Genomic DNA, 14713 nt, shown 5'->3' on the forward strand with positions numbered 1-14713 from the left:
GGCCGGGGCGAACGCTCAGGCCTTCCTGGCCGCTGCTGTCAGTGACTCAAGACGTCGACCGCCAGGGCGATCAGGAGACCGTAGATGGCGAAGTTCATGTAGAGAAGGTGCACCACGGCGGGGTATTGCTCCCGGACGGCCTTCAATGCCGCCAGGCCGGTCTTCTCATCAGTCTCAGCGCGGAGCCCGAACGCGGAGATCCGCAACGAGGTATGGCAGACAGGTGTGTCCGCGCTCCCCGGGTCGTCCGCCCACGTGTCACATTCGTCGTAGAGAACGAGCTCGCGCTCCAGACCGACGAAGGTACGGATTCGTTTCAAGGTCCGAAAGGAGGTCACGGCCTCGATTTCCTTCGCTTGGGTGCGGGGGCTTGGAACCGCTCTGGTCATGTGGGTGCGGGAACCCGATGTGTCTTACCCGGCCGGGTGGCTGGGCTTCCTTCAAGACAGCGTGTGAACAGAGCGGGGCATCAGGCGATCGCGCTGGAAACAGGCGTCGAGTCGCCCAACTCCGCCCCGAAGGCCGTAGAGGCGGGCCATGCGGAGAGGGAGTAGTAGGCAGACTGGTCGTAAACGGTGAGCGCGTACGGCTGGCCGCTGCCGAGGAGATGCAATGTCGTGTCCTGCTCACTCGCGTCGGCCACCCACGTCCTCAGCGCCGCCGCAGGGTCGGGGATGCGAAGGGACGCGTCCACCCGGTGCAGCGGAGCGTTGGCGACCCACGAGTCGGACGGGTCGGGATCAAGGGCCCGGACCACCCGTTGAGCCTGCTCCCGCATCCATCGAAGGGCAAGACGGCGATTTCTCGCCGGGAAGCAGCCAAGGATGATCGCCGATGACTGGTCGGTAGGCCCAGCAGCCAACTGGCACCAGTACGAATCACTGTCCATCGGGCGGGTCTTCAGCAACGCGGAGTTCAGCCCAGACAACCTTTCCCCACCGACGAATATCGGCGTCCCAGCGGTGAGCCAGCTCATCAACCAGAAGCAATCCCCTCCCAGTTACAGACTCCAGACGGGATTTCTGCAACCTCGGGTAGGCAGTTGACCTGTCCGAGACGGACAGAACCACATGTCCCGGGCCGAGCAGGGTGACACCGGCACGGAGGTGGTGAGACCTGCTGTGCTGCACAGCGTTGCCTACCAACTCTGAAGCGATCAGCTCGCCGTCAGAGACGAGCACGTCCAGGCCCCAGGTGTGTATGGCCATCCGGATCAAGTTGCGGGCACGGCCAGCAGACTCCGGCACGCAGGGCATGGTCTCGCTGTAGCCGGGGGCACCGATTGCGTTGGGCCTGGTCGCGGTCATGGCACGGTCATCCCTTCGAGGAAGCGTGAGCGGTCCGCACTGATAGGAGGACAGGGCGCGGCTCGTTCCTGGGAGCAACTACCGGCTGGCGCCGGGTGGTCGCTCTGTCATAGGCAACGATGGCGCATGAGAAACGTTGCTAGCAACTCTTTGGAATTAGAAACGTTGCTCAAAGTGGAAGTTGGCATATGTCAGCCACGAGAGCGCGCGATACGCTGCGGGCCCGAGGGAGGTGGGTCATGGTGGAAGCGCGTCCCAACGTGCACAGGCGAAGGTTTGGTTCGGCGCTGCGATCACTCCGTCACGCGGTCGGCTACGGCATGGAGGAGGCCGCGGAACGCCTCGGGTTGTCCGGCAAGCCAGCTCTGAGCAAGATCGAGAATGGCAAGCAACGGGTTTCGGGCCTCGGTTTGACCGCGTTCTTCCAGGTCTATGGCGTGGAGTCGGAGGAGACGAGGCAGAGGGTCAAAGCCATGGCCGCCCTTGCGGCTTCGGGAAGACGGACGAACCTGCTGGACGAGTTCCAAGACGCGATCCAGACCGACGCTTTCGAGGACTACCTACACCTGGAAGGCATGGCGACCGAGGCCGATGTCTTCTTCCTCCAAGTCATTCCGGGTCTGCTGCAGACCAGGGCGTACGCAACGTCGATCGTGGAGCGGAGCAAGGTGTGGTCCTCGAAGCGAGAGGTTGACCGCTTCGTGGATCTCCGGCTGGCCCGGCAAGCAGTCCTGTCCCGCGAAGAGCCGCTCAACCTGTGGTGCATTTTGGACGAGGCCGCGCTGCGTCGGGTCGTGGGTGGCCCGAAAGTGATGCAAGAACAGCTTGCTTGGCTACTGACGGTGACAGAGGAGCGCAAGCATGTGGATGTACAGGTGCTCCCTTTTGATGTAGGTGCTCACGCAGGCGTCGATGGTTCGTTCCAGCTTCTAAAATTCCAGGTGGGATCGCCGGTTGCCGTGGTTGAGGCCAAGACAACCAGCCTGTACCTGGAGGACGATGTGCCCGTGGACCGGTATCAATCTGCGTTCGACGACCTCCGGAAACAAGCCCTCGATCCGCAAGCATCCCGTCGCTGCATCCAGAAACTGATCAAGGACTTCGAGACATGAAGAAGCAGGTCGACCTGACCAACGCCGAGTGGGCGAAGAGCGAACTGTCCAGCGGCGGGAACAACTGCCTGGAGGTCGCGTTCGTGGACGGTGTCGTGGCGCTGCGCGACTCCGTCGACGTGGGCGACCCGGACGCCCAGGTTCTGATCATCTCCCGCCAGGATTACGACTTGTTCACCAGGAGCGTTCGGGCGGGGCAGGCCAACCTACTGCCTTGATCACACTCCCGAGACATTGGCCGACGCTCGCCCCCTGAGTGGGGCCCAGGAGTCTGCCAGGGCGACTTCGTTCTCTGTGCCGGCCGGCACTCCCAGCAGAAGGAAGCGTCGACCAATCGCCTTGACGGTTGGTGAGGTTCAACTCGGGATGTCGTGCTGCTGATCAGGCGGGTCGGATGGCTGGGCCGGTTTCGGTGGCACAGCCGTCGATCACCTTTTCGGAGTCGCTCGTGGGCGGCCGTCTCCATGCCCCCACGCTCACCGGCCAGGACCAATCGCAGGCCGGCCCACTGGCTAGGGTCGGAGGCATGACGACACCCCCTGCCGGCAATGCCTTCGACTCGCTCCGCCTCGACGCCGTGTCCGATCAGGAGGCGCTGCGCCGGGCCTACGGACTCCCCAGCGACGTGTCCGTGCGGAAGCAGATGACCGAACTCACCGAGCAGACGCGGAGGTTGATCGGCTGCTCCTCGCTGGTCCTGGTCGCCAGCGCGGACGCCGAGGGCAACTGTGACGTTTCCCCGCGCGGTGGTCCCGCCGGGTTCGCCGCCGTCCTGGACGCGCGGACGGTGGCGATACCGGACGCGACCGGCAACAAGCGTCTGGACACCCTGCAGAACGTCATCGCCACCGGGCGGGCCGGGCTGCTTTTCCTCGTCCCGGGGCGCACCACGACGCTCAGGGTGAACGGCCGGGCCTGCGTCTCCACCCGACCGGAGCTGCTGTCGCAGCTGACCGCCGTGGGCAAGCCGCCGGCCAGTGCGCTGGTGCTGGGGATCGAGGAGGTCTACCCGCACTGCCCCAAGTCGCTGCTGCGGAGCGCGGCCTGGAAGCCGGAGCAATGGCTGTCGGCCGACGCCCAGCCGACCTCGGCCGAGGTGACGCTGGCCCAACTGCGGATGCCGGAGCTGACGATCGCCGACATCGAGCAGGCGGAGGCGGACTCGCTGAAGTACCGGTACGAGTAACGATCGACGGAGCGTCGGCGGAGGCCGCCGTGAAGCTCTCGCTCAGCAGCGTGTGAGGTAGGCCAGGAGTCCGTCCGGGTCCTCGCCCGCCCAGCCGATGTAGCCGTCGGGCCGGACGAGGAAGAGGCCCTTGCCGTACGGGGCGTACGCGTCGGTGCGGTGGACATGTATCGACTCGCTGTCCAGCGGGGGCACTTGTGCGTCGGTGCCGACCGCGAGCAGGGTGAAGTGCGGGCCGCGGAAGGCGTCGAGGAACGTACCCTTGCCCAGGGGGCCGTCCGGTGCCCGGTCGCCCGCTTCCAGGGCGCCCGCGCGGCCGGTGGACAGGGGGCCGCCGCGGTACCCGATGGCCAGCTGCTGGGTGGCCGCGCCGCGCCGCTGTTCTCCGCGGTGCACCCGGGTGGAGAGCCCCAGCATCTCGGCCGCGTTGGGCCGCCGCTCCTGCTCGTACGAGTCGAGCAGGGCCTCGGGGGCGCCGTGGCGCAGTACCCGGCCGAGCTTCCAGCCCAGGTTGTACGCGTCCTGGACGCTGGTGTTGAGGCCCTGGCCACCGGCCGGTGAGTGGACGTGGGCGGCGTCCCCGGCCAGGAAGATCCGGCCCTCCCGGAACCGGTCGGCCAGCGCCGCGCGCGGGCGGAAGTCCGAGGCCCAGAGCACCTCGGTGACCGCGTCGGCGGCGAGATGTGTGCGGGCGGCGACCTCGGTGCGGATGCTGTCGATGGACAGGTCGGGGCGTTTGCCGGACGGGAACTGCGCGACCAGCTGGAAGGCGTCCGTGCCGGGCAGGGGGCAGAGCGTCAGGAATCCGCCGTCCCCCGGGAAGACGTGCCAGTTCAGCCGGTCCAGGGCGGGGACGAGGACATCGGCGACCAGAATGGACGAGGGATCGACGGCCTCGCCGGTCATCCCGATGGAGAGCGCCTTGCGGACCGTACTGCGACCGCCGTCGGCCGCGACCGCGTACGCCGCGCGCACGCTGCCGCCGGTGGAGAGCCCGGCGGTGACCCCGGACGCGTCCTGGGTGATCGACGTCAGGGCGGTGGAGAAGGAGACCCGTCCGCCCAGTTCCGTCAGGCGGTCGAAGAGGATCTGCTGGGTGCGCCACTGCGGCAGGATGCGCGGCTGCCCCGCGTACGGGGCGTCCGGGGTCGGTTCCGAGGCGTCGAACATGGAGCGCTCGCCCTGCCGTTCGCCGTCCTTCCACCTCATCAGGAGCGGTGCGGGTCCGCTCGACGCCAGCACCGCTCCGACCACCCCGAGGTCGTCGAAGACCTCCATCGTGCGGGGCTGGAGGCCCTTGCCCCGGGAGCCGGGGAAGAGGCCGTCTGCCTTCTCGACCACGACCGTGCGCACCCCGCGCCTGGCCAGATCGGTGGCGAGGGTGAGGCCGGTGGGGCCCGCGCCGACGATCAGTACGTCCGTCTCCACCCGTGTTTCCGTGCCCGTGCCCGTGCCCGTGCCCGTGCCCGTGCCCGTGCCCGCGTCCTTAACGTTGTTAAGTTGCATGTTTCCGACGATGCCCTTAACGCTGTTAAATTGTCAAGGTGGGAACGACGAAGATCGACCGGGCGCGCGTCGCCACGACCGCGCTGCGGCTGCTGAACGAGGTGGGCCTCGACGGGCTGACCCTGCGCGCCATCGCCAAGGAGCTGGACGTCAAGGCGCCCGCCCTCTACTGGCACTTCAAGGACAAGCAGGCGCTGCTCGACGAGATGGCCACGGTGATGTACCGGCAGATGCTCGCCGAGGACCGGCCACGCGTCTCCGCGCCGGAACGGGAAGGGGCGGAACGGGGCGGGCCGGAACGGGAGGACCGGGAGCGGGACCGGCCGGAGGCCCCCGGTGACTGGCAGCAGGGGATCCTGGCCTACAACCGGGCCCTGCGCGCCATGCTGCTGCGCCACCGGGACGGCGCCAGGGTCTACAGCGGCACCCGCCTCACCGGCATCGACCACGCGGACTCGCTGGAAGAGCATCTGCGCATGATGGTCGGCTGCGGTTTCGAGTTGGCGCAGGCGGTGCGGGCGACCACCACCGCGTACGCGTTCACGCTGGGCTTCGTCACCGAGGAACAGGGTGTCCAGCCCATGCCGGACGAGCGCCGCGCGGGGTACGACGTCGAGGAGCGGGCGCGGCGGCTCGCCGACTACCCGCTCGCCGCCGCAGCGGGCCGGGAGATGTTCACCGACTTCGACCGGCGCTTCGAGGAGGGCCTGCGGCTGGTGGTCGCGGGGATCGAGGCGGTGTACCGGCCGCGGGGTGTCAGCGGGGCGACGCCGGAGCGATGACCCGGGACAGGGCGCCGCGGAGGAGCGGTGTCAGCCGGTTCTCGACATAGCGGTTGAGCAGCCAGGCCAGCCCCAGCATCGACAGTACGGTGAGGACGAGCGTCGCGTACGAGGGGATGCCCAGGTGACGGTGGAGCACCCCCACCACCACCCAGCCCAGGTGTTCGTGCACCAGGTAGAAGGGGTACGTGAGCGCTCCCGCGACCGTCAGCCAGCGCCAGTCCGCCCAGCGGAAGTACCCCAGGGCGATGGCGCCGACCAGGACGAAGCCCAGCGTCACGATCGCGATGATCACGGACGTGTGCCGGTACGAGAAGAACGCGGGGTCGGCCCGGTGCCACAGCCCGGTGACCGCGTAGTGCTGGCCGATCGCCCAGCTGACGCCGACCACGCCCCAGGCGATGACGTCCCGCCGGTCGCGGTGCAGCAGGTAGAGGCCGACACCGCCGATGAAGAACGGGGCGTACTCGGGCATCAGGACGGTGGACAGCAGCGGCTGGTGCACCGCGTCGGTGATCGCGGCGGCGAGGGTCCATACCCCGCAGAAGATCAGTACGCGTTGCCGGTTCGCGCCCGGCAGCACCACGAAGAGCGCGAAGAGGGCGTAGAACCGCAGCTCGGCCCAGAGCGTCCAGCACACCCCGAGCACCCGGTCGGCGCCGATCGGCTGCTGGAGCATGGTGAGGTTCACCAGTGCGTCGCTCGGAGAGACGGTCTCGTACACGACCCAGGGCAGCGCGAAGGTCGCCGTGACGAGGACGATCGCCGCCCAGTACGCCGGGTAGAGCCGTGAGACGCGCGAGGCGAAGAAGGAGCGCAGCGGTCTGCCCCAGCCGCTCATGCAGATCACGAAGCCGCTGATGACGAAGAAGATCTGCACGCCGAGACAGCCGTAGGCGAACCACTCGGAGAGCGTGGGGAACTGGTGACGTGGTGAGCCGCCCCAGGCCCGGCTGATCTCGCCGCCCCGGCCGCCGTAGTGGTACGCGGCGACCATCAGGGCGGCGACCAGCCGCAGGCCGTCGAGCGCCCGCAGCCGCCCGCCCGTGCGCGGCGGCCGGCCGGCGGGGGCCGCCGGGGCCGCCGCCGGTACCGGCAGCACGGGCGGCATCGGCGTCCCGGCCCCGGCGGCGAGGCTGCCGGGAACGGGGGTGCCGTGACCAGTGGCACCAGGACCAAGGGTGCTATCGGGACCGGTCCCGGAACCAGATCCAGGGCCGGCCCCCGGACCGGTCTGCGGGGGTGCGGGCGTGGAGGTCATCCGAGGGCAACTCTCTTGAGGGAACGGGCCCGCCGGGCCACTCGCCGTACCGTCGCGTTGCGCGGGATGAACGCCAGCTGCGACGGCACCCCGCCCGGCAGCCCCAGTACCGTCAGCCTGCGCCGCTTGAAGTAGCGCCAGGTGTGTTCGGTCAGGTGCCGGGCGAGATACGCCTCCGCCGCCGGACGCAGGTCCGGCCGCAGCAGCGGCTGCATCGCGAAGCCCACGGCCGCGACGAGTCCCGGCAGGTCGTCGGCCGGCGCGGACTCCGGGTCCTCCAGGTCGGGCAGCAGCGCGTCGACGACGGTCACCGGGACGCGGTTGCTGTTCTGGTACGGGGCCAGCCGGTTCAGCAGCAGCTCCGTACCGGTCCGGGCGACCGGGATGCCGTAGAACGCGCTCGCCGTCAGCAGCGCGGTGGAGAAGCAGCCCACCACCAGTGCGGGACGCATCCGCTCGTACAGCGTCTCGGCGAGCAACGGCGTGTCCACGACGGTCAGTTCGACGTCCAGCCGGTCCGCCTCCCGCTCCAGCAGCCGGGACCAGCGGGCCGGGGCCGTCGGGTGGGGCTTGAAGACGACCGTACGGTGACCGCGCGCGACCGCGCCGCGCAGCATCCGCACATGGAGGTCCTCCTCCTGCTGCGGGGTGAGGATCTCCAGCGCAGAGAGGTACTGGCCGAGCAGCAGCGCCGGAGGTTCGGCGCACTCGGGCAACTCCGTTGCCGAACCGGCCAGTTCACCGAGCACCTTCAGGAAGGCGGCGTCCGGCACGATCTCCGGCTCCACCCCGAACTCCGCGAGCAGCAGCGGCTTCAGGTCCGGCACCAGGTCCAGGTGGAGGAGCCTGCGCACCCGGGTGCCGATCAGCGGATCGATCTTGTTGCGGGTCGGCCCGTACGACATCAGCCCGTCCGCGTACACCGTCACCGGCGCGTCCTGGAAGAGCAGGGCGAGCGCCTGCGCCGGGTTGACCTGGATGGACTCGACCGCCAGCTCGACCCGGTCGTCACCGAGCTCCCAGAGCAGCCTCAACTGCCGCTCCCACAGCGGGATGTCGTCGGGGCGGGGCGACCAGCCGCCCGGATGGAGCGGGGCGATGGTGTCGTTCCAGGACAGCACCCCGTCGAACCGGTCGCGCAGTTGCTCGAAGCCCGGCATCGTGTCGAGCGCGGGCGTGGTCTCCGGGATCGCCGCGTTGTTGCTGACCAGCAGCAGCCGCCGGTCCGCTCCGTCGAAGCAGCCGCTGTCGATCGCGGCGGCGACGGTGGCGGCTCCGTACAGCGTGGACACGTAGAAGATCTGCGTCGTCCGCGCGCCGGGCAGTGCGGGGAACACCGAGGTCGAGGCGGGGCGCGTCATGCCGCGACCTCCGCCGTCAGCGCGGCCGGGCGGCGGCGCAGCCTGCGCAGCCGGGACGCACGCGGGGTGTCCATCGAGTCGAGCGCGTCGGTCAGCAGATCCTGCGGCATGCGCTTCAGCGCGGCGGCGCTCAGCGTCCGCAATTTACGTGCCACGGCCGGTTCGAACCTTTCGATGGAACCCAAGTGGTGCGAAATGATCGCGCAATAGGTGCGGACGGCTTTGGGAAGGAGAAGATCGGCATCCGGGTCCTTCGCGGTGTCGTCGAGAACCTGGTCGAAAGCGCGGATGAAATCGAGCTGGCGTACGTCGCCGATCTGCGTCAGGGACGAAGCGACCCCACGCCGGTAGAAGATTCCCAGCAGACCGAGCACGGCGAACGATTCCGCCTCGCGGTGCAGCCGCCAGATCCACGGGCGGTCCTCGGCGGTGCGCAGCCCGTCCGTGAAGTGCAGCAGCCCGCGGTCCAGGAGCCTGCGGTGGTACATGCCGGCCCAGGCGAACGCGTAGTCGACGGGCGTGGACCGGTCGGCGGGCAGGATCACGTCACGCGGATTCAGCACCTCGCCGCGCCTGCCGTACGGGACCCGCTGGACCGCGCGGGCGCTGCCCGTGCACTGCACATGGTCGGTACGGACGAAGTCGCATCCCAATCCCTCCATGGCGGCGAGCAGGTGGGCGTAGTACCCGGGGGCGAGCCAGTCGTCGCCGTCGAGGAAGGTGATGTATTCGCCGCGCGCGGCGTCCAGCCCGGTGTTGCGGGCGGTGGCGAGTCCTCCGTTCTTGGGGTGTCTCAGCAGGACCGCCCCCGGAAGCTCGCGCTCCGCACGTTCGAGGATCTCCGGGGTCCCGTCCGTCGAACAGTCGTCGACGAGCAGGAACTCGAAGTCGTCGCGTGCGTTCGCGCGCAGACTTCTGAGGGTGTCGGGGGCGTATGTCTGCACGTTGAAGAACGGCACGATGACGGAGAGCTTAACCACCCGCGTGACGCTAAGAGGCTCCCCGGCATTCGGCCTGAAGCCCGGTGATATGGCGGGTGAACTGAATATGGCGGAACAGTGAACCGGGCGGCGGGCCGGGCTCATTCTCTCTCCGTCGGCCCGCTGTTAACCGTTTGTTGCTGTTGAGTTGGGCCGCCGAACCGAATGCCTTTCTACCTTCGTCGTTGTGCCAGCAAGTACCAGCGATGTTCTCCGCGTTGCCGTGATCGCCGATTCCGACACCCGTTGGAAATGGGGCGCGCTCACCGCACGCCGCCTCTCCACCGGGGAGGCCCACCTCAGCGGCTTCCTGCTGCGCGGCCGGGCCACGCCCACCCCGCGCCAGCTCGCCGAGGTCGGGGCCGGGGTGACCACGGCAGAGGTACGTGAGGTCACCGGGGCCGAATTCCTCCGGGCCGTCGAGCAGGGCTCCCCCCAGGGAAGCTACGACGTGGTCGTCCTGGCGCTCGTCGGCGGGGCGGTCCAGGCGATGCTGCACGGACTGGCCACGCTCGGCCGCCGGCCCGTCGTCGTCACCGGCTATGTCGGCGTCGTCTACGAGAAGCTCGCCGACGGTCTGCTGCTGCGGCACGGCGCCGATGTCGTACTCGCCAACTCCCGCCACGACGCGGAGCGTTTCCGCGCGGTGTACGAGGGGGTGGGCGCCGACGCGTCCGCGGTGACCGAGGCCGCGCTGCCCTTCCTCGGCGGCACGCCCTACAGCGGCGACCGGCGGGACGTCCGGACGGTGGTCTTCGCCGCGCAGCCCTCCGTACCCGAGTCGCGCGAAGGCCGTACGTACCTGCTGCGCCGCCTCGTCGAGCACGCCCGGCTGCACCCAGGCCGCGAGGTGCAGCTGAAGCTCCGCTCCAAGCCGGGCGAGCACACCACGCACATCGAGGAACTGCCCTACCAGAAACTGGCCGAGCGGATTCCGGGCGGTCTGCCGTCCAACTTCCGCCTGGTGTACGGCCACATGGGCGAGGTGCTGGACCGCACCGACCTGCTGGTCACGGTCTCGTCGACCGCCGCCCTGGAGTCCCTGCACCGCCGGATTCCCACCGTGATCCTCACCGACCTCGGCATCCGGGAAGCGCTCGGCAACCACCACTTCATCGGCTCCGGCTGCCTGGCCTCCTGGGACCAACTGGACGCCGGTGACTGCCCGGAGGCCGACCCGGCGTGGCTGGCCCGGCAGGGCGTGGCAGCCGACGGTTCGTACGCGACGGCCTTCGACGCCGTACGCGAACGGGTCGCCCGCCTCGTCGCCGACCGGGACCGGCTCCCGCCGCTCGCCCCCTACTACACCCACGCCACCGCGCCCGGATACCTCCCCGGCATCCTCGCGCGCTACCGCCTCGATGCCGCGCCGGTCGCCGAAGTCGGCGGTGTACGCCGGGTGGTGCGCGACGCCGTACGCGACGCGGCCCGCGGGGCGTACCGCCACGGCGTACAGCGCGTGGCCCCTGTCATCCGCCGCATGGGAGAACTGTGATGCCCACCGAGACCGACCGGACCGACCGGACCGATGTAACCGACGGAACCGCGCCCGCCGCGACGCCCGCGCGGCCCGCGAAGGTGCTGGCCGTGATCCCGGCCCGGGGTGGGTCCAAGGGCGTACCTGCCAAGAACCTGGCCGTGATCGGCGGCGTCCCGCTCGTCGTCCGCGCCGTCCGGGCCTGCCTGGGCGCCCGCCTCGTCACCGATGTCGCCGTCTCCACCGACGACGAGCGGATCGCGGCGGCGGCGCGCGAAGCGGGCGCCGATGTGGTGCTGCGCCCCGCCGAGATCGCCGGGGACACCGCGACCAGCGAGGCCGCGATCCTGCACGCGCTGGACGCCTACCCCGGTACCGACGTGGTGCTGCTCGTCCAGTGCACCAGCCCCTTCCTCACCAGCGAGGAGATCGACGGGGTCACGGCGGCGGTCGCCCACGACGGCGCCGACACCGCGCTGACCGTCGCCCCCTCGCACGGCTTCCTCTGGCGCGAGGGCGTGGAGACGACGGGCGGGAGCGCGGAGGAGGCCCGCAGCGGTACGGGAACGACCGGCGTCAATCACGACAAGGCGTCCCGCCCCCGCCGCCAGGACCGGCCCCAGGACTACCTGGAGACCGGAGCGGCGTACGCGATGGACGCCGACGGTTTCCGCGCCGCCCGCCACCGCTTCTTCGGCCGCACCACCCTCGTCCGTACCGACCCGGCCCGCGTCCTGGAGATCGACGACCCGCACGACCTGGCCCGCGCCAGGGCCCTCGCGCCGCTCCTCGACACCCGTACGCTGCCCGGCCGCGACGACATCGACGCCGTGGTCCTGGACTTCGACGGCACCCAGACCGACGACCGGGTCCTCATCGACTCCGACGGCCGCGAACTGGTCGCCGTGCACCGGGGGGACGGCCTCGGCATCGCCGCCCTCCGCGACCGTACGGACCTCAAGCTGCTGATCCTCTCCACCGAACAGAACCCGGTGGTGGCGGCCCGCGCCCGCAAACTGCGGCTGCCCGTGCTGCACGGCATCGACCGCAAGGACCTCGCACTCAAGCAGTGGTGCGACGAGCAGGGCGTCGCACCCGAGCGGGTGCTCTACGTCGGCAACGACGTGAACGACCTGCCGTGCTTCGACCTCGTCGGCTGGCCCGTCGCGGTCGCCCAGGCCCACGACGTCGTACGCGGCGCCGCCCGCGCGGTCACCACCACCCCCGGCGGCGAGGGCGCGATCCGCGAGATCGCCGCCTGGCTGCTGGGCCCCGACCTCAACACTCCCCACACCCCCGACCCATCGGTCAAGTAACCCCCGAAGCCGAGCAACACCCCGCACCACACATCGACATCACCCCAACTCGTCCGTCACGTAAGGAAGAACCCTCATGAGCACCACCCGCCTCCGCACCCTCGGCACCAAGACCGCGGGCCCCGGCCACCCCGTCTACATCACCGGCGAGATCGGCATCAACCACAACGGTGAGCTGGACAACGCCCTCGCCCTGATCGACGCCGCCGCCGAAGCGGGCTGCGACGCGGTCAAGTTCCAGAAGCGCACCCCGGAGATCTGCACCCCGCGCGACCAGTGGGACATCGAGCGTGACACCCCCTGGGGCCGGATGACGTACATCGACTACCGCCACCGCGTCGAGTTCGGCGAGGCCGAGTACCAGGCCATCTCCGAGCACTGCGCCAAGCGCGGCATCGACTGGTTCGCCTCCCCGTGGGACACCGAGGCCGTCGCGTTCCTGGAGAAGTTCGACGTACCGGCCCACAAGGTCGCGTCCGCCTCCCTCACCGACGACGAGCTGCTGCGCTCGCTGCGCGCCACCGGCCGTACGGTCATCCTCTCCACCGGCATGTCCACCCCGCGCCAGATCCGCCACGCGGTCGAGGTCCTGGGCAGCGACAACATCCTGCTCTGCCACGCCACTTCGACGTACCCGGCGAAGGCCGAGGAGCTCAACCTCCGCGTCATCAACACCCTCCAGGCGGAGTTCCCGAACGTCCCGATCGGCTACAGCGGCCACGAGACCGGCCTCCAGACGACCCTCGCTGCCGTAGCGCTCGGCGCGGCCTTCGTCGAGCGCCACATCACCCTGGACCGCGCCATGTGGGGCTCCGACCAGGCGGCCTCCGTCGAGCCGCAGGGCCTCCAGCGCCTGGTGCGCGACATCCGCACCATCGAGGCCTCGCTGGGCGACGGCGTCAAGAAGGTCTACGACTCGGAGCTCGCCCCGATGAAGAAGCTGCGCCGGGTCGCCGGTGTCGTCGCCGAAGGCGCGGACCGCGAGCCCGCGTCCGTCTGACCAGCAGGAGACCCGCCACAGTGAAGAGCGCCCCCGCCACGCTCGCCTTCGTGGAGAGCCCCGTCCAGCTGCTGAACCTGCTGGAGTGGGCCCACACGGCGACCACGGACCTGACCGTGGTCGTCCTCTCACCGCTCGACCCCATGTCCCGGGGGCAACTCCGCCGGGTGGCTGAACTGGCCCGCGACGAAGGGGTCACGGTGCGGTGGGAGGAGGCGCGTGGCGGCGTGGCGGCGCCCTTCAAGACGATCGGCGGCCTCGCGCCGATGCTGCGCCGGGCCGACCGGATCGTCATCGGGGACCCGTTCTCCCGGTACGTACAACTCCTCCTCACGATCACCGGCGCCCGCGATCTGACGGTGGTCGACGACGGCACGGCCACCATGGAGTTCATCGCCCAACTCGCCGCGAAGCAACCGCTGGTCCGCTGGCACCGACGCGGCCGCCGCAGCCCCCGGGACCTGCTCTTCGCCCCGATGTCGTCGGCGGCCCGCCGCAGGCTGACCCCGTCGGGCAGCCGTACGGTCGAGGTGTTCAGCTCGATGCCGGTCCGGGACGCGCCGCCCGGACTGACCGTCACGGCCAACGACTTCGCCTGGACCCGGTCCCGCTTCGGCCCGCCGAGAATCACCCGTACCTCGGACCTGGTGGGCACCTCCCTGGTGGAGACGGGCGTGGTCGACTGCGACCGCTACATCGCGGCGGTCACCGCGCTGGCCCGCACCCACAACGTGACGCGCTACTTCGCCCACCGCCGCGAGTCCACCGAGAAGCTCCACCGCCTGCACGCCGAGACGGGCCTGGAGATCGTCCGCCCCGACCTCCCCTTGGAACTCATCGCCCGCAGGGGCCCCATCGGCCGCACGATCGTCAGTTTCCCGTCGACGGTGGTGCACACGCTCCCGCTGGCCCTGGCGGGCACGGAGGTACGCGTCGCGGTCTGCGACATCGACCCCAACTGGCTTACGGAGACGGCATCCCCGCGCGCACAGGGCTTCCTGGCGGGGGTGACGGGGACGGCCCGCGACGTGCAGCGGCTGGGACCGATGAACGCGGCGGCCGGGGGCGCGTGAAGCAGATGTGTGCCCGCTGAGACTTGATGTGAATATTCAATTCCTGACGGGTGCACGACCTGCACATGACCTCCTCTTGATCAGGCCCATGCCCTGCCTTGGCCGGGCGGCTGGCAGGCTCCTTGATCGTTAGGTGTGGGGGCCAACTTGTTTGGCGTACAAGGGGTGGGGCAAGCCGTGAGGCGATCCAGGGGGAGTGGCAGACGCACGTCCGCACGCGGGGTGTGGCTGGTGTGCGCGGCGCTTTTGGTGCAGGTGGCGGGGGGTGTTACCGCCACAGCGGCACAGGCCGACGGGCATCGTCCAGGAAGCCGGTCCGCCGGCTCCGTGCAAGGTACTCAACCGGTCCGTG

15 protein-coding genes are annotated in these 14713 nt (G+C 69.8%); 8 read left to right on the plus strand and 7 right to left on the minus strand.

What is annotated here, in order from left to right; genetic code table 11:
• Positions 1-38: 38 nt before the first annotated feature.
• The 3 genes from NBY69_RS08600 to NBY69_RS08610 all read right to left on the minus strand — a co-directional run bounded on the left by NBY69_RS08600 (position 39) and on the right by NBY69_RS08610 (position 1307).
• Positions 39-338: a hypothetical protein gene (locus NBY69_RS08600; protein ID WP_250299522.1), complete on the minus strand. Its 300-nt coding sequence runs from the start codon at positions 336-338 to the stop codon at positions 39-41.
• Positions 339-469: 131 nt separating this feature from the next.
• On the minus strand, positions 470-778 hold the full coding sequence (locus NBY69_RS08605; RefSeq protein ID WP_250299523.1) for a hypothetical protein: 309 nt from the start codon (positions 776-778) through the stop codon (positions 470-472).
• A 100-nt stretch (positions 779-878) separates the two neighbouring features.
• Positions 879-1307, minus strand: a complete 429-nt coding sequence (locus NBY69_RS08610) for an ATP-binding protein (RefSeq protein WP_250299524.1) — start codon at positions 1305-1307, stop codon at positions 879-881.
• 239 nt (positions 1308-1546) lie between these two features.
• Between NBY69_RS08610 and NBY69_RS08615 the strand changes: the two genes are divergently transcribed.
• The 3 genes from NBY69_RS08615 to NBY69_RS08625 all read left to right on the plus strand — a co-directional run bounded on the left by NBY69_RS08615 (position 1547) and on the right by NBY69_RS08625 (position 3605).
• Positions 1547-2419, plus strand: coding sequence for a helix-turn-helix transcriptional regulator (locus NBY69_RS08615; protein ID WP_250299525.1), 873 nt, complete (start codon positions 1547-1549; stop codon positions 2417-2419).
• Positions 2416-2637, plus strand: a complete 222-nt coding sequence (locus NBY69_RS08620; RefSeq protein ID WP_250299526.1) for a DUF397 domain-containing protein — start codon at positions 2416-2418, stop codon at positions 2635-2637. Before NBY69_RS08615 ends, NBY69_RS08620 begins: the two co-directional genes overlap by 4 nt.
• A gap of 308 nt (positions 2638-2945) precedes the next feature.
• Positions 2946-3605: an MSMEG_1061 family FMN-dependent PPOX-type flavoprotein gene (locus tag NBY69_RS08625; RefSeq protein WP_250299527.1), complete on the plus strand. Its 660-nt coding sequence runs from the start codon at positions 2946-2948 to the stop codon at positions 3603-3605.
• Positions 3606-3647: 42 nt separating this feature from the next.
• On the opposite strand, the gene NBY69_RS08630 is transcribed toward NBY69_RS08625, so the two are convergent.
• The gene (locus NBY69_RS08630) at positions 3648-5111 is read right to left on the minus strand and encodes an FAD-dependent oxidoreductase (RefSeq protein ID WP_374211235.1); all 1464 of its coding nucleotides are present in this window, start codon (positions 5109-5111) and stop codon (positions 3648-3650) included.
• Between the two features lie 38 nt (positions 5112-5149).
• Between NBY69_RS08630 and NBY69_RS08635 the strand changes: the two genes are divergently transcribed.
• Positions 5150-5893, plus strand: coding sequence for a TetR/AcrR family transcriptional regulator (locus NBY69_RS08635; protein ID WP_250299528.1), 744 nt, complete (start codon positions 5150-5152; stop codon positions 5891-5893).
• On the opposite strand, the gene NBY69_RS08640 is transcribed toward NBY69_RS08635, so the two are convergent.
• The 3 genes from NBY69_RS08640 to NBY69_RS08650 all read right to left on the minus strand — a co-directional run bounded on the left by NBY69_RS08640 (position 5868) and on the right by NBY69_RS08650 (position 9495).
• Entirely contained in the window at positions 5868-7004 is a 1137-nt protein-coding gene (locus NBY69_RS08640) for an acyltransferase (protein WP_250299529.1), read from the minus strand. The genes NBY69_RS08635 and NBY69_RS08640 overlap by 26 nt on opposite strands.
• Positions 7005-7150: 146 nt before the next feature.
• Positions 7151-8515 (minus strand): alpha-2,8-polysialyltransferase family protein, encoded by a 1365-nt coding sequence (locus tag NBY69_RS08645; RefSeq protein WP_250299530.1) that lies wholly within the window; start codon positions 8513-8515, stop codon positions 7151-7153.
• Complete coding sequence (locus NBY69_RS08650) at positions 8512-9495, minus strand: glycosyltransferase family 2 protein (RefSeq protein ID WP_250299531.1); 984 nt, start codon at positions 9493-9495, stop codon at positions 8512-8514. Before NBY69_RS08650 ends, NBY69_RS08645 begins: the two co-directional genes overlap by 4 nt.
• Before the next feature lie 187 nt (positions 9496-9682).
• Between NBY69_RS08650 and NBY69_RS08655 the strand changes: the two genes are divergently transcribed.
• The 4 genes from NBY69_RS08655 (at position 9683) to NBY69_RS08670 (ending at position 14361) form a co-directional block, all read left to right on the plus strand.
• Entirely contained in the window at positions 9683-10990 is a 1308-nt protein-coding gene (locus tag NBY69_RS08655; protein WP_250299532.1) for a DUF6716 putative glycosyltransferase, read from the plus strand.
• Entirely contained in the window at positions 10990-12288 is a 1299-nt protein-coding gene (locus NBY69_RS08660) for an acylneuraminate cytidylyltransferase (RefSeq protein WP_250299533.1), read from the plus strand. Before NBY69_RS08655 ends, NBY69_RS08660 begins: the two co-directional genes overlap by 1 nt.
• A 76-nt stretch (positions 12289-12364) precedes the next feature.
• On the plus strand, positions 12365-13288 hold the full coding sequence (locus NBY69_RS08665) for an N-acetylneuraminate synthase family protein (RefSeq protein ID WP_250299534.1): 924 nt from the start codon (positions 12365-12367) through the stop codon (positions 13286-13288).
• Between the two features lie 20 nt (positions 13289-13308).
• Positions 13309-14361, plus strand: coding sequence for a hypothetical protein (locus tag NBY69_RS08670; RefSeq protein WP_250299535.1), 1053 nt, complete (start codon positions 13309-13311; stop codon positions 14359-14361).
• Positions 14362-14713 lie beyond the last annotated feature (352 nt).

The organism is Streptomyces sp. A 4/2, from assembly GCF_940670765.1.
Lineage (GTDB): Bacteria > Actinomycetota > Actinomycetes > Streptomycetales > Streptomycetaceae > Streptomyces.

Excerpts from the sequence above, each read along its gene's own strand:
- NBY69_RS08605 (WP_250299523.1), bottom strand. The coding sequence starts at position 778 with ATGCGGGAGCAGGCTCAACGGGTGGTCCGGGCCCTTGATCCCGACCCG.
- NBY69_RS08610 (WP_250299524.1), bottom strand. The coding sequence starts at position 1,307 with ATGACCGCGACCAGGCCCAACGCAATCGGTGCCCCCGGCTACAGCGAG.
- NBY69_RS08615 (WP_250299525.1), top strand. The coding sequence starts at position 1,547 with ATGGTGGAAGCGCGTCCCAACGTGCACAGGCGAAGGTTTGGTTCGGCG.
- NBY69_RS08620 (WP_250299526.1), top strand. The coding sequence starts at position 2,416 with ATGAAGAAGCAGGTCGACCTGACCAACGCCGAGTGGGCGAAGAGCGAA.
- NBY69_RS08625 (WP_250299527.1), top strand. The coding sequence starts at position 2,946 with ATGACGACACCCCCTGCCGGCAATGCCTTCGACTCGCTCCGCCTCGAC.
- NBY69_RS08630 (WP_374211235.1), bottom strand. The coding sequence starts at position 5,111 with ATGCAACTTAACAACGTTAAGGACGCGGGCACGGGCACGGGCACGGGC.
- NBY69_RS08640 (WP_250299529.1), bottom strand. The coding sequence starts at position 7,004 with ATGCCGCCCGTGCTGCCGGTACCGGCGGCGGCCCCGGCGGCCCCCGCC.
- NBY69_RS08645 (WP_250299530.1), bottom strand. The coding sequence starts at position 8,515 with ATGACGCGCCCCGCCTCGACCTCGGTGTTCCCCGCACTGCCCGGCGCG.
- NBY69_RS08660 (WP_250299533.1), top strand. The coding sequence starts at position 10,990 with ATGCCCACCGAGACCGACCGGACCGACCGGACCGATGTAACCGACGGA.
- NBY69_RS08665 (WP_250299534.1), top strand. The coding sequence starts at position 12,365 with ATGAGCACCACCCGCCTCCGCACCCTCGGCACCAAGACCGCGGGCCCC.